This window comes from Arcticibacter tournemirensis, assembly GCF_006716645.1.
Classification (GTDB): Bacteria; Bacteroidota; Bacteroidia; order Sphingobacteriales; family Sphingobacteriaceae; genus Arcticibacter; species Arcticibacter tournemirensis.
The window spans coordinates 160,009-175,481 of record NZ_VFPL01000001.1; the positions used below are offsets into that span (position 1 = coordinate 160,009).

Annotated in this window: 8 protein-coding genes; 3 read left to right on the forward strand and 5 right to left on the reverse strand. The window is 43.3% G+C overall.

Annotated elements, in window-relative coordinates:
* The first annotated feature begins 15 nt into the window (after window positions 1-15).
* The 3 genes from BDE36_RS00720 to lacZ all read left to right on the forward strand — a co-directional run bounded on the left by BDE36_RS00720 (window position 16) and on the right by lacZ (window position 6,503).
* Window positions 16-1,764, forward strand: a complete 1,749-nt coding sequence (locus BDE36_RS00720) for a RagB/SusD family nutrient uptake outer membrane protein (RefSeq protein WP_141813352.1) — start codon at window positions 16-18, stop codon at window positions 1,762-1,764.
* Between the two features lie 27 nt (window positions 1,765-1,791).
* Complete coding sequence (locus BDE36_RS00725; RefSeq protein WP_141813353.1) at window positions 1,792-2,763, forward strand: BT_3987 domain-containing protein; 972 nt, start codon at window positions 1,792-1,794, stop codon at window positions 2,761-2,763.
* A gap of 104 nt (window positions 2,764-2,867) precedes the next feature.
* A complete protein-coding gene (lacZ, locus tag BDE36_RS00730) occupies window positions 2,868-6,503 on the forward strand; it encodes a beta-galactosidase, LacZ type (protein WP_141813354.1) in 3,636 nt (1,211 codons plus the stop codon).
* A gap of 62 nt (window positions 6,504-6,565) precedes the next feature.
* Here the strand turns inward: lacZ and BDE36_RS00735 are convergent, their stop codons facing one another.
* The 5 genes from BDE36_RS00735 to BDE36_RS00755 all read right to left on the reverse strand — a co-directional run bounded on the left by BDE36_RS00735 (window position 6,566) and on the right by BDE36_RS00755 (window position 15,202).
* Window positions 6,566-7,192, reverse strand: a complete 627-nt coding sequence (locus BDE36_RS00735) for an alpha-ketoglutarate-dependent dioxygenase AlkB family protein (protein ID WP_128770675.1) — start codon at window positions 7,190-7,192, stop codon at window positions 6,566-6,568.
* Between the two features lie 15 nt (window positions 7,193-7,207).
* Window positions 7,208-8,062 carry a bifunctional helix-turn-helix domain-containing protein/methylated-DNA--[protein]-cysteine S-methyltransferase gene (locus tag BDE36_RS00740; protein WP_141813355.1) on the reverse strand — a complete coding sequence of 285 codons (855 nt, stop codon included), beginning with the start codon at window positions 8,060-8,062 and terminating at the stop codon, window positions 7,208-7,210.
* Window positions 8,063-8,135: 73 nt separating this feature from the next.
* The gene (locus BDE36_RS00745; RefSeq protein ID WP_141813356.1) at window positions 8,136-9,242 is read right to left on the reverse strand and encodes a hypothetical protein; all 1,107 of its coding nucleotides are present in this window, start codon (window positions 9,240-9,242) and stop codon (window positions 8,136-8,138) included.
* Between the two features lie 40 nt (window positions 9,243-9,282).
* Window positions 9,283-10,737, reverse strand: a complete 1,455-nt coding sequence (locus tag BDE36_RS00750; protein WP_141813357.1) for a sulfatase — start codon at window positions 10,735-10,737, stop codon at window positions 9,283-9,285.
* 424 nt (window positions 10,738-11,161) lie between these two features.
* Window positions 11,162-15,202: a hybrid sensor histidine kinase/response regulator transcription factor gene (locus BDE36_RS00755; protein WP_141813358.1), complete on the reverse strand. Its 4,041-nt coding sequence runs from the start codon at window positions 15,200-15,202 to the stop codon at window positions 11,162-11,164.
* Window positions 15,203-15,473: the final 271 nt, after the last annotated feature.

Below are 15,473 nucleotides of genomic sequence, written 5' to 3' on the forward strand. Positions count from 1 at the left end.
ATAACCCCTAATCAAATGAAAAAGAACAAACTATCTCTTCATATAATTTTAGTACTGTTTGTAACAGTGCTTTATTCCTGTAACAATTATTTAGATCAGGTACCCAACGACCGTCAAACTATAGAAGAAGTATTTCAAAAGAAACGCCCTTCTGAAGAATACCTCGCCAATGTATACAATTTCGTCAGAGACGAAAGCGACCAGTGGAATGGCAATCCCTGGACCGGCAACGTAGATGAAATAAATGTGTCCTGGGCAAAGTGGACGATTTACCAGTTAAATGTTGGTAACTGGAGCCCGGGGACTTCCCCGTTTTATACCTGGCAGTCATATTACAACGGAATACGGTCGGCTACATATTTCATGAATCACATAGACGGCAATCAGGAAATTCTAAACCTCAACGGCCAGGAGCTTATCGACCAATATAAAGCAGAGGCACGCTTTCTGCGTGCTTATTTCTATTTTATGATTCTCCGTCAGTATGGGCCTGTCGTCCTCATTGGCGAACAGGAATTGCCGCCCGATGCAACTGCCACCGACATGCAACTGCCCAGAAGCTCCTATGATGCATGTGTTGACTACATCTCTTCCGAGCTTGATAAAGCAGCCGAAATACTTCCTGTCGTTCCGGCAACCGACCGCGAATATGGCAGAGCAACGAAAGGGGCAGCGCTTGCTCTCAAATCACGTCTGCTATTATATGCTGCCAGTCCCGAATTTAATGGAAATAGCGATTTCGCAAGTTTTGTCAATCTCGACGGCACGCCGTTTATATCTCAAACGGCGGATCGCGAAAAATGGAAAAAAGCGGCCGATGCGGCGAAAGCAGTTATTGATCTGAATGTCTATCAGCTGTATGAGGACCCGTCAGGCAATCCCGTTAAATCCTACCGTGGAATACATCTGGTACCATGGAACAACGAGTGCATTTTTGTCCGTAAGAGTAATGGGTTATGGAACTGGGACTATAACTGTTCATTGCGTTCGGCGGGAGGGTGGAACGGCATATCTCCTGTACAGGAAATGGTTGACTCCTATTTCATGAAAGACGGAAAGCCCATTTCTCAATCAGAACTGTATTCAGAAACCGGTTTTACCAACAATGTATACAACATGTATCTCAATCGCGAACCGCGTTTCTATGCCTCCATACTATATAACGGTGCCCGCTACAAAGGAGGAGCTATAACCCAGGATTCTATTACGGTTGATATGACCTACTCCGGACGTGATGGTAAAAAGAACGGAGGAGAGGACTACTCCCATACCGGTTATCTCGTTATTAAAAACGTCTCTCAAGAAACAAACCGCATCGCCGGTATCAGCAATAGTCGACCCTATATACTAATTCGTCTGGGCGAGATTTACCTCAATTATGCAGAGGCTATGGCTGAATATGGTGGTAATGATGCTGAAGCACTTAAGTATCTCAATCTGATCAGAAAAAGAGCGGGGATCCCTCAATATGGTTCAGCCGGTCTGCCTGCAGTTTCAGGAGCCGAGCTTATCCAGAAAATACGCGATGAGCGACGAATAGAACTGGCTTTCGAAAGCCACAGATGGTTCGATGTCAGAAGATGGAAGATTGTAAAATCTGTAATGGGAAATCTGCATGGGATGAATATCGACAAAGACGGTACTGAATTCTATAAGCGTGTAGTGGCCGATAATCATTTGTGGAAAGAGGCGTACTACTGGTTCCCTCTTTCGCAATACGAAATGGACCGTGGCCTTAAACTGGTACAAAACCCTGGTTGGTAACTGGATTAACAAGCAAAGAAAAAGAATATGAATACTAAAATAATAATCAAATATCTGTTCATTGCTCTGGCTATAGTAACTTCAAGCGGCTGCGAACAAATTGATATACCCAAAGAAGATCTAACCCCCGGTTATGATAGGATATACATGGCGGCGGCAGCGAGAAACCCCAATGCCGTTAAAATCAAGATGGCCGATTCTGTATACCACATCACCTACGGCGCTAGCTTTGGCGGTTACGGAAAAGCAAATCAGGATATTGAGGTGACTTTTGAAATAGACCCTTCAAAGGCTGATCTCTTCAATGTCAAAAATGGCACCAGCTATCCCCTCTTACCTCAAGATTCATACGAATTTAGTCAAACATCAGCCCTGATAAAAAAGGGAACGATCAGTACAGAGCCGTTAAATGTTAAAGTCAACCCTTTTGAAAAGCTGGAACTATTTAAACAATACATCCTGCCAATAACTATTAAAAGCGTTAGCAGTGGGATAGCATTAAATGAATCTTTAACAACCGCCTATTACCTCGTCCAGCCTTCCCTTGACTTTGCCGATTTCCCGGATTTCAATCGCAGTAAATGGAGTGTTGTTGATGTCTCTACTGAAGAACCTGCAGAAGGAGAAGTTAACGGAGGCTTAGGCATCCACATCATTGATAATAAAACCAGTACCTTCTGGCATTCAAAATGGGACGGAGGAGAGGCACCGCTACCCCACTGGTTTATTGTAGATATGGGTGAAAGCCATCTTTTGCGGGGACTTTCATTTATCGGGCGACAGTCATCTAACAATGGAAAACCGGCTTCAGTGAAGGTGGAAACAAGCATTGACAGAACAAGCTGGAAAGAGGCCGGAGTGCTTAATCTCCAGAACACAAATAGCCAGCAGAAATTCTTTTTGTCGTCCTTTAACGAGAGCAGATATATCAGAATAACAATCCTTTCTACCCATGGAAACACCCGGTACAGCCACCTGGCAGAACTGGGTGCATTTTAATACCAGGCACTTAAACATTACATTCAACTCATTCAGACTCCCTCCCGGAGTTTGAATGAGCTTTTGAACCCGGAACCTTAAAAATTGTGAATGAATATTATAAAATGAAAAAAACACTTTTCTCTCTGAGGATAATAATCACCTTATTGGTGGCAACCACATACTACATTAGATGTCAGGCACAAATCATCCCATCAGGCAATTATAAACTTGTAAGTGAAAATCGGCTTGTGGCCGACATAAGGAGCAATCCATCGAACTTTAGTAGGGTTTATTTAGGCAAAGACCAGGATCGTAACCCCTCACAAGCCTGGCTGCTGATCCCTGTGAGTAATAACCTATATAAAATCGCTACCCCCGATGGTTTAAAAAGTCTTGACAACGGCAATAAATCCTCAGCTAAGGGAAATGCTATCCTCTTATGGGATAATGAAGAAGGAAATAACAACCAGTTATGGAGGTTATCAAAAAAGTTAAACGGCGCATATACTATTACGAGTATAGCATCTAACCTGAACTTAGCAGTCAGGACAGAAGGTAATGATGTCAGCCTGTTCCAGGTAGCTCCCGATAATGGCGACAAAACCCAGGAGTGGTGGATCAAAAGAATAACCGCTAAAATAAAAATTGAACCGAGGGAAAAGAAAACAGAATGGGAGAACGAAGAGATCTTTGCTGTGAATAAAGAACCCGCACACACCACCTATATTCCCTTTCCTGCCGAAACAAGCTTTAAGAATGACCCGGTTTATGCACATCCCTGGCTCGACACCCGTTCGCCGCTCCACATTTCCTTAAACGGAAGCTGGAGCTTTAAGTGGTCGAAACAGCCATCAGAAAGACCGCAGGACTTTTATAAAACAGACTACAATGTTTCTAACTGGAAAACCATACCAGTACCTTCTAACATGGAGATGCAAGGCTATGGCACACCTATATATACCAATATCACATATCCCTTTCGCAATGACCCTCCCTGGGTAATGGGAGAGGTCCCCCAAAATTGGACTGCAGCCAAGGAACCGAATCCGATTGGCTCTTACCGCCGCGATTTTGAAATTCCTTCCTCTTGGAGCGGAAAAGAAATCCTAATCCATTTCGACGGCGTTATCAGTGCAATGTACCTTTGGATAAACGGGAAAAAAGTAGGATACAGCGAGAACAGTTTTAGTCCTGCCGAATTCAATATTACGCCCTATATAAAGACGGGAAAGAACACCCTTGCTGTTGAAGTTTACAAATATAGTGATGGCAGCTATCTTGAGGATCAGGACATGACCCGTTTTAGCGGGATTCACCGTAGGGTCTACCTGTGTGCTTTACCCAAAGTTCATATAAAAGATTTTTTTCTTAAATCCAACTTTTCAGGCGACTTTAAGTCTGCACAGTTTACCGCCGACGTTAAGATCCGGAACTCTGCGAAGTCCCGTTCCACGGGAACTTCCCTGGTAGTTAAGCTGTACGATCCTATGGGTACGCTTGTTTCAAACCGCTCTATAGATTCGGCCATCCTTTCCGGGAATGCCAAAGAACAGGTTGTTCATTTATCAGGCAATGTTCGCAATCCAATTCTCTGGAGCGCGGAGACACCTGCTCTTTATACTGCCGTACTGCTTTTGAAGGGAAAGGACGGAAAAAATGAAGAGCTGGTGAGTTCTAAATTCGGGTTCAGAAAAGTAGAAATAAAAGACAGTCAGCTTCTGATCAATGGAGAACCGGTATTGCTTAAGGGCGTGAACCGTCATGAAATCCATCCCACCTTGGGGAAGTCTGTAACTACAGAGAGCATGATTCAGGATATTCTTTTGATGAAGCAGCATAATATTAATACGGTGCGAAGTTGCCATTATCCCAACGACCCTGTCTGGCTTCAGTTATGCGATAGCTACGGACTGTATATTATCGACGAGGCAAATCATGAAACCCATGGGCACCAGAAAATTTCATCCTACCCATCGTGGAAAGCGGCCATAATAGACAGAGAAGTACGTCTGGTAGAAAGAGATAAAAACCACCCCTCGGTCATTATATGGTCACTCGGCAATGAAGCGGGCAATGGCGACAACTTTGTAGCTGCGCGCGAAGCTATAAGAAGCCTTGACCTGTCCAGACCTATTCATTACGAGGGAAGAAACAGCGTGGCCGACATCGAATCAAATATGTACCCCTCTGTTCAGAATATCATCGATAAAGGCCGGCAAGCTTCAGAGAAGCCATACTTTATGTGTGAGTACGCCCATGCGATGGGAAATGCAGTCGGTAATCTCAAGGAGTATTGGGACGCGATAGAATCACACAAACGGTTGATTGGCGGATGTATATGGGAATGGGTGGATCAGGGCTTAAGTAAACCAATTCCGGGAGACCCTTCAGGAAAAACGTTCTTCGCGTACGGTGGAGACTTTGGTGATCAGCCCAATGATGGTACGTTCAGCATTAAAGGACTGGTAACATCCGACCGGATAGTAAAACCGGCGCTTGAAGAAGTAAAAAAGGTTTATCAGTATATCAAGTTCGACGGAACCGGTATCCTGAACAAAAAAATCAAGCTAACAAATAAATATGATTTTCTGAATCTTAACCTGTTTGATCTAACATGGTCCCTGTCGGAGGATGGAGAGATCATTCAGTATGGAGTGTTGGATCAGACGAATGTGGAGCCAAATGCGTCGGCAATCTTATTTATCCCTTTCAAGGACCCAATACTGAGGCCGGGAGCAGAATACCATATTAAGGTTGAAGTGAAGACAAAAGAGAAACTGCCCTGGGCAGACAAAGGTCATGTCGTTGCATGGTCCCAAGCGGAAGTACCATTTAACGTTCACGAAGCGGCCGGTCCGTCAATAAAGTCGATCCCTGATCTCGCGGTACAGCAAGATGATAAACAAGTCCGGATGTCAGGAAAGAGTTTCAGTCTGCATATCGAAAAGACATCCGGCAAGATATCCCTGTTAGAATACGGCTCTAAAAGGTTCATCAAAAATGCGATGGAAGGGCTCGAGTTCAACCTCTACCGTGCAATGATAGACAATGACCACACTGGTGACTGGGGACAGGAATACGATACGCGGAAATTTGGATTCGACAGTCTGAAATATGTATTGCAAAGCCTTGACGTCAAAGAACTCAGCAAAAAAGAGCTATCCCTCACTACGGTGACGCAAGCCATTAGTAAATCTGGGTTTAAAGTAGTGAGCCGTTTAAAATACCATGTTTACGGCGACGGTAGAATTGATGTTGAAGCCACATTTACTCCCGACACTACCAGCAAGTTTATAACCCGGCTGGGATTGAGAATGATCCTGAATGAAGGACTCGAAACTGTAGAATGGTATGGAAGGGGACCTCACGAAAACTATATAGACCGCAAGGAATCGGCGCCGTTTGGCAGGTACTCGCGCAGGGTTAGCGCCATGGTCGAACCTTATGAAAAACCGCAGTCTATGGGCAACAGAGAGGACGTAAGGTGGATAAAGCTGACAGGAACCGATCGTTCAGGCATCGAAATACAGGCGAAAAGTAAATTAAGTTTCACGGCCCTGCATTTTACCGATCAGGACTTAGGGAAAGCCAGACATATGTATGAGCTGAAGCCCAGAAAAGAAACTATTTTGAGCCTTGACTATCAACAAATGGGCTTGGGCAACGGCAGTTGCGGACCAATACAGCTTCCAGAATATCTGGTGCCAGCTGCGCCTGCTTCTCTATCTTTTACTATTCGTCCCTGCATTAGCAGATAAAAGTCACTTAAATAATGTCGGGAGGTTTGTCGTTTAATGATTGATCTCCCGGCATTTGCGCCTTACAGAACGCTTGTTGCCCTTACAATCGTTCGGAAAGTAAGATTCACTCTCGGAGCTGAAACAAGCTTTGTGGGAGGAAGCCTGTGCAGCCAGTGATCTTGCGTAGCATCTTTCATTACCAGCATACTGCCATGCTCCAGTATCAAAGAAACAGTCTCTTTGCTCTTCTTGTGCTTAAACATAAACTTTCGCTCGGCGCCAAAGCTCATAGATCCTATCGCGCCATGTTTCTTTAGGTCTTTCTCTCCGTCGCTATGCCAGGCCATCCCTTCATCTCCCGCATGGTAGAGGTTCAGCAGACAGGAGTTAAACTGCTCTCCTGTTACACGTTCGGCAATTTCTTTCAATTCCAGCAATTCCGGCGACCACGGCAATGCCCTCTTTGTAATATTTGAATAAGTATATTCAAATTCCTCATCACCATACCACGCTACCTTCCTCTTTGTTGTGATCCGTTTTCCAAAGATTACAGCCTCATCATGTTTCCATTCAATCCTATGAATAAGCGTGTTGAAATATGCATCTGCTTCCGGCAATTGTATAATACGACCGTAGTAATTTACAGTGCCTTCATAGGGCAACAAGTTTACACTCCCGTCATACTCCCTTTCAAACAATTCATTCATTTTCCCGGCTGCATTTTATGATATACTTTCAACATTTACTTTTGCACCTTCCCAGCCAATAATCGCTGTTTTACGGGTGCTACCCCACATATAACCTCCAAAGATTCCGGTTGACTGTATAACACGGTGACAGGGGATCAAAAATGCAACGGGGTTACTTCCTATTGCTGTTCCCACCGCCCTCGAGGCCGTCGGAGCCTCTATCTTTTGAGCAATTGAACCGTATGTACTAAGCCGCCCCATCGGGATTTTCAATAATGCTTCCCACACTTTTAACTGAAAGTCTGTGCCTTTCAGATGGAGTTTAATCTGCGGTAAACTGCTCCAGTCGTTTTTAAAGATACACAGGGCATTTTGTTGCAGTATATCGGTCTTCTTATCAAAATGTGCACTGGGGAATTTCAGTGTCAGTTTTTCGAACGCAATTTGTTCATCATCCTCAAACGCCATATAACAGATCCCCTTTCTAGTTGACGCAACTATTACGCGGCCAAACGGACTATCAGCAAAGCTATAATTTATGGAAAGGTCTTGTCCTCCATTCTTGTATTCTGCCGGTGTCATACCTTCAATATTAACAAACAGATCATGCAGCCGGCTTGTTCCCGAAAGGCCGGTTTCAAATGCAGTTTCAAAAAGTGTGGCACGGCTTTCCTTGAGCAATCTCTTGGCGTATTCAACACTTACAAATTGCAGAAACTTCTTTGGTGTAGTTCCAGCCCATTCGCTAAAGAGCTTCTGAAAATGGAAAGAACTTAAATGTACTTTCTCAGCCACCTCGTTAAGGTTCGGCTGATCCCTGAAATTCTGCCTGATATAGTCTATCGCGTTGGCTACGCGACTATAATTCATCTTCTCCTGCTCATTCATTTTAATCAATTAAACCACAAATATCCGCAGTATTCCCGCATTATAAAATCCGAAACTTGCTGTTTTCGTCCCATCAGGATCCTGTCGAAGATCCCGGGAAAGAGCTTATATCCGTTTTTGCTTTCAGCATAGCGCCAATCATTTCAGTCAACTCCAGATGCGAAGAAGCCGACCGCTCGGTAACATTGAACTCCGACATGTTCAACAGGAAAGATTTATCAGGGTACATTACAGAAAAAAGCCCTCTCACCTCCATAAGCCTTTCTGTTACCATCGGCAGCTGATTAGGACTAAAATACCAGTGTACAATGATCATATCTGCATTATTACCACATCTCTCTGCCAATGTCCGCCACCACTTGGCATCGCCCGTGGTTACAGGCAGAACTGTATTGGCTTTCACAAATTCCTCATATTTGCGATGATCTTCCCGACTGTTGATGTTACTTCGCAAATGCATCATCTGAGCGTATGAACCGGTTTTAATACGTTCCTTTGTACCTACAAAATCAACGCTCCAATGCCCGTTGATACCGAGTATAACAGAAGGATCAATACGTTTGAGGGTATCGGCATATACATTTACTAAGTCTGCATATTCTTCCGCCGACATAATCGGATGCCAGTACGTTTCATTTCCTATCTCCCAGTATTTCACTTTATATCCCTTGCTTCTGCAATATCGTAACCAGTTTGCTGCTTCGTGAGCTCCACCGGCAATATCCTTCTTTACAAACCACGTCTCCGTATTTAAAACGCAGGAAGGCTCTGCTCCAATTTTACGGCATGCCGCCATGAACTCGTCAAAATCCGTTTCTGCGGCTCCGCTTTCGTAAGGAAACATGTTAATGTTATCAAGCGTACTGCTCTTCCAATGAAAATTGTCGGCAATAGTACCACCCGGATATCTTAACAGCTTGATATTCGCTCTATTCAAATGCGACACGATTTTACCATTGGCTAATGACGCATCATCGTCTATCCAGTATAAAAAATTAGTTCCCCAAAAAGAGGGGTTCACCCGATGAAGCGCTTTATCAGTATGCAGGATAATCTCAGTCTCACTCGTAAGATCCACTAATCCGGGTTTCTCCAATTCCGTAAATGCAGACGTTTGCGCCTTAACCGTAAAACCTGCGAACAGAGCCGCAGATATTAACACTATCAGGTTTTTTCTCATTTATATCAGACTGACTGGATATTCCGATGCCGGGATAACACTATTCCTCAACTTCCCGTTTCTTCTTTTGAGAAGGACTAGCTTTACTACCGTACAAAGGATTCTGCTGTTGAGGTATTATTGCTCCGGTTTCTTTAACTTTTTTGAATAATTCATTGAGTAGCTCATCCCGTTTAGCCGTATTAATAGTTGCGAGATTTCTTTTTTCCCCAATATCATCTTTCAGATTATATAATTCTATGGCATTATTCGTACTCGCCTTATCCTTTCCGCCGTCGAGCACCCATTCTTCATGGTAGAGCAGGAGCTTCCAATCACCTTTTCTGATTGTTGTAACAGGCCTCGTCCGAAAATCCTGATCCCGTGATCCAGGATTAGCATTATCCAGATATCCGGGGAAGTGCCAGAATATAGTTTGCCTTCTCAGGGCATTATTGCCCTTAAATAATTTCACCAAACTTTCGCCGTCCAGTATTTTATCCTGAGGTTTCTCAATGCCGCCAGCCTCCAGGAAAGTAGGAAAAAGATCGACATTAATTACTGGTGTGTTATTAACAGTTGCAGGCTTTATTACCCCAGGCCACCGCGCAATAAAAGGAACACGGATTCCACCTTCATAGTACATCCCTTTAAACCCACGTAGCGGATTCTGGGGAGACTGCGGCAAACCGCCATTATCCGTAGTAAAAATCACCAGCGTATTACTTTCAATACCCAGGTCTTTTATTTTTTTAAGAAGAATACCCACGCCATCGTCCATCTGAGCGTTCATTGCAGCATACCTTACATTCCTCTGGTATTGACCAGACTTTCCCCTAAACTTAGCATACATATCATCATTAGCCTGTATTGCCATATGCGTGGCATGATGCGAAACGCAGAGAAAAAATGGCCGGTCTTTGTTTTCTTCCATAAATTTGGCCGCACCATCGGTAATACGATAAATTCCCTTAGGATCTTTAGTCGATGAAAATTCCGCTTCGGATGGAGGGCTAAAAGACCCGTCAACATCAAAACCCTGGCTCTTAGGGATGACGTACGCTTTGGTTCCCAAATGCCACTTGCCGAACATCCCGGTCTTATACCCGCCGTCCCGCAGTGCTTCCGCCACTGTGTAAATCGCAGGATTCAGTTCTTCCGTGTTTGGTACAGGCTTAAGACGCATTTTATTTTGAGGCCCTCTGTTCGTGCTTCCAACTGCATAGATCCCATGTCGGGGAGTATACTGCCCCGATATCAGGCAAGCCCTGCTCGGGGCGCAATTACCCGCAGCGGCGTAGGCATTGGTAAAAACCATCCCTTGTTTCGCCAATGCATCGATGTTGGGAGTTTGATAAAAATCGCTGCCGGTAAAACCGGCATCTTTCCAACCCATATCATCAATAAAGATCAATACGATATTAGGCTTTTGTGATTGTGCCTTGAGAAGATCTGCCTGTACCAGCAGGAACAGAAACAGCAGAAGCTTATTCACAGTTGAAAGTATTCCTTTCATGACGGTTTATGATTAATTAACATCACTAAATTATCCGTTGCCGGCGTTCTAAAATCCGAGTAGGTTTCATCCTTTCACAAATACAATTCCCTTATTTGTTACTGCCTGTCGTCCTCCATTAACACAGCAAACGCATTTCCTTAAAACCATCAAGCGCCTGTCGGCTTACCTTGCTAATGTTAACCGTTGGACAATCCTACTTCTTCTAATCAAACATAAGAGTTTAATTAAAACGTTTTGAACGCAAAGACAAAAGTTACAATGTCTTCTACAATAGTTAACACGAATGCCCGGGTTGAGCAAAATCCTGTTTCTTTTTGTTTCAGAAAGCGTGGCCGGATATTCTTTCAGGTAATTTTCTCTGGGTATTCAACGTGTACATATTGCGTCAGCTTCATCTTCCGAATGCCCCTCACGCAAATAATTATAACGGAGTTTTGGATGCATATTCTGAAGGGGTCATGTGATAGTACTTTTTAAATTCCCTACTGAAATACTTGCTACTGTCGTAACCAACAATATAGGAGATTTCGTACACGGTATACTTGTTTTCCCGCAACAACCCGGCAGCCTTTTTTAATCTCAGGGACTTAACAAATTCATTGGCAGACAATCCTGTAATAGCCTTTATTTTTTTAAACAACACAGGCTGGCTCATCGCTGCCATTTTTGATAACATAGCAATTCCAAATTCCGGATCATCCAGCTTTTCTTCTACCATCCGGATCATTTTGTTAATGAAAGCTTCATCCAGAGGATGAATGGAAAGATGCGTAGTTTCTGGCTGGAGATCTACCCGCGGAAGATCGGGCTTTATCTGCCTGTCGAACTGTTTCCACAAAGCTTCCCTTGCCTTAAGCAGGTTAAAGATATGCAACGAGAGGATCTCGACACTGAAAGGTTTCGTAAGGTAGATATCTGCACCCGTTTGCAATCCGCTTATCTGACTGGCAACCGCATTCCTGGCAGTCAACAGGATCACGGGAATATGACTGGTCCGTTCATCAGATTTAACTCTCCTGCACAACTCGAGGCCGTCCATTTCAGGCATCATGACGTCGCTTATAATCAGATCAGGAATCTGATCAGCTGCTGCCAGCCAGCCTTCAAGCCCGTTTGTGCTTTCAATGATCTTATACCTGCCCTGAAGCGCTTCTTTTATAAATCCCCTGATTGCCTTATTATCCTCCACGAGCAGCAATGTATGCTTTATACCTAAAGCCTGATAGCCTGCCGGAGATTCATTGGAGGCTTCCGCCATACCGGCATCAGCTTGCTCAGCAGGTTCAGCCTCTTCCTCAATTATTTGGCTTTCAGAAAAGTGTCCCCGACCTTTCTGCAGCCTTACAGTAAAACAGGTATAGTTTGGTTCTGACTCACTGGTTACCGTAAGTTCGCCTCCATGAAGTTCAACAATACTCTTCGAAAGCGCTAAGCCAATGCCATATCCAGTGTTATTCTTCCCGTAGTCGTCCTCTTGGAAATAATTGTCAAACAACTTCCCCATATTCTCTCTGGAAATAGCCTTACCTTTATTGATAACGCTTATATATGCACCGGATGATCTTTCTTCAATCCTGACTGAAATATAGCTACCGTCGGGGGTAAACTTATAAGCGTTGGACAGGAGGTTGTAAAACACCTTTTTTAACTGTTCGGGATCAAAATATAACTTTATATCATCTGAAGAACTTATGAAATCCGTTTGTATATGCCTGGAAGCCGATAATGAATGAAAAGAAGCGTAAATAGACTCAATAAAAGGCACAATATTCATGGATAAGATGCGCAGTGACAGATGACCTGTTTCAGCTTTACGGAAGTCCATCAGTTCATTCACCAACTGCAGCAGGCTCTCTGAATTATTTTTTATAGTTACTAATTGCTGATTATCCTCAGGTGCCTGTTTTTTACCTGTTATCAATTTATCCACTGGTCCTATTATCAGAGACAAGTGCGTTCTTATTTCATGAGAAATATTTGTGAAAAAATTCAATTTAAGCTGAGTGAGCTCCTGGTTCTTTTTGTAAAGCGCCCTCAAAAAGAAATATCTTGAAATCAAAAAGATTAACCCGGCTACCAACAACACATACAGTGTATAGGCCCACCATGTTTTCCAGAAAGGGGGAGAGATGACTATGTTTAAAGTTGCAGGTTTGCCCCAAATATTATCGTTATTAGATCCCTGCACAATAAACTGGTAATTACCGGGGGGGACATTCGAATAAACCGCCGAAGGAACACCTGTCGTATTCCATCCTTTATCATAGCCCTTCAGCAGGTATTTATAAGTGTTTTTTGAAGCCTTTATATAGTTGAGCGCGGCAAAGTCAATGGTAAAAAGATTTTGATCATAACGGAGTTTGACTTCTCTTCCGGCGGTTTCAGATTTTAATCTTCTCTCTTCTTCATCCGTTAAGCCTTTATCGTCATTAAACTTCAGTTTTGTAATATATACAGGTGGCGGTGCCTGGTTAATCTCTATATTCTCTGGAAAAAAACTGATAAAACCATTATAACCGCCGAAGAACATCGCTCCGCCTTTACTTTTATAATAGGAGTTATGATTGAAAATGTTCCCCTCCAGTCCGTCTGCTTCCGTATAACTGGTAAAAGTATTATTGCTGATATTAAAGCGGCATAAGCCATTCCCAGTACTTATCCAGAGCGTATTTCTATCGTCCTGGAGTATCCCCACCACATTGTTGTCTGAAAGACCGTCAGCTTCACTGTAAGCATGTATTAATTTCCCCTGCTTACTGTATTTCCGGAGGCCATTATTGTTAACACCGACCCAAACATCTCCCCGGGCGTCTTCAAACAAGCAATTTGCTTTTACCGCCGATACATCACCCGATTGCCGACCGGCAACCGAAATTTTATCCTTGCCAATAATATACAGGCCACGTACAGTGCCAAGCCATATGTTGTTACCGGTAGTCTCCAGTATCGAAAGTATAGCTGCATTTTTTGTCATCCGGTTTACCGGTACTATGTTGACGGGAATAATATCCGTACCGCTTTTCTTGAAGGTTCTTATTCCGGCCGTCTCTGTGCCCACCCAAAACACACCACGGCTGTCCTCCAGCATGCACGTGATCTCAGAACCTAAAGTTTCATTGTTTTCATACATGAATCTTCTGAAGGTCTTTCTGTCTTTATTGAGCAGGTTGAGCCCGCCTCCATGTGTCCCTATCCAGATATTTTTGTCTTTGTCTTTATAAATAATTTTCACCAGGTTTGAGCCAAGGCTTAACGTGTCGTCGGGATTGTGAGTATAGTATACCACCCGCCCAGTGGACATATCCAGGTAGTTAACACCGCCGCCCTCTGTTCCCACCCAAAGATTTGAATGATCATCTTCAATAATTGAACTAATGACGTTATTATTGAGCCTGTTCCGTGGTGAGCGGTTATTATATAATTTAAATGCAGTTTTGTACGAAAAAAAGCTGTTCACTCCGCCAAAAAATGTTCCTATCCAGATTGTTCCCGTTCTATCCCTATAGAAACTATGGATAGAATTTTGGCTCAGGCTTAATCTGTCCCAGGGATCATTCCTGTAGTTTCTGAACGTTTTAGTTTTGATATCCAGTATCGAAAGCCCATCCTGAGTACCAATCCATAGGTTTCCTTTAGTATCAGTGAGCAACTTTCTGATATTATTATTTATCAAACTTCCCTCATTAGCATTGTTATGAATAAAATGGATGAACGAGCCCGATAACCGGTTATAAAGATTCAGGCCACCCGCCGATGTTCCAACCCAGATATTCCCCTGAGTATCTTCAACGATACTTGTCACGTGATTACTGCTTAGCCCGCCTTTGCTCTCTTTATTTTGAAGCGTATCTAAAAGTACAAAACCGTTTTTACCATCTCTCAGCCTGATCACCCCATTGGAAGTACCAATCCAGAAAACGTTCTCCCGATCCTGATAGATGCACCGTACGATCAGCTTCTTTTTAAACAAAGGAACAGTACTAACCTTGATTTTAGCGCCGGCGCGATTCAAGATCTTTACTGTAAAATCTGTACCAATCCAGATCTGGCCTCTCCGGTCCTGGTAAATACAATTTATAGATTTATTGACCTCATCAGAAGAGGTCCCGGTTGCGAGCGATATCCTGGTAAAACTATCACTGTCAGCATCGTACCTGTTTAATCCCTGATGTGTCCCCGCCCATATTGTATTCTGTTTGTCGCACAGCAACGCAGTGATATAGTTATCTGAAATACTACCTTTCTTTAACGGCGAATTTTTATAAACAGTAAAGCGGTATGAATCGTACTTATTGAGGCCGTTACGCGTTCCGAACCATAAAAAGCCGTTGCTATCCTGGGTTATCGATAATACGGAATTTTGCGACAGGCCATTTTCAATACTGAGATGGCTGAATTCGATTTCCTGCGATATACCAGCCAAAGTAAAAAGCAATAAACAGTAACTGAAGATGTACTTCATATAGAGTGTTGAATACTGTTTTAACGATTAAAAGTAAATTAGCCAGAATCTGATCGCCCGGTAATCAAATTTATAAAAAAGATTATCATAACCGAAAACTGCAATAGCGCCTTGCATCACCGTCGCTATTTTGCACGTTCTTTGTACTGTCTGCTATTTTTGATTTTCTGCCCTGAGAGGCATGAAAAAGACCAAATTTTAAAAATTGCCCCCAAATGCTCGATTTTTTGACCCACGACTATAATGAACATTTTCCAGTTTTGTCTTGACC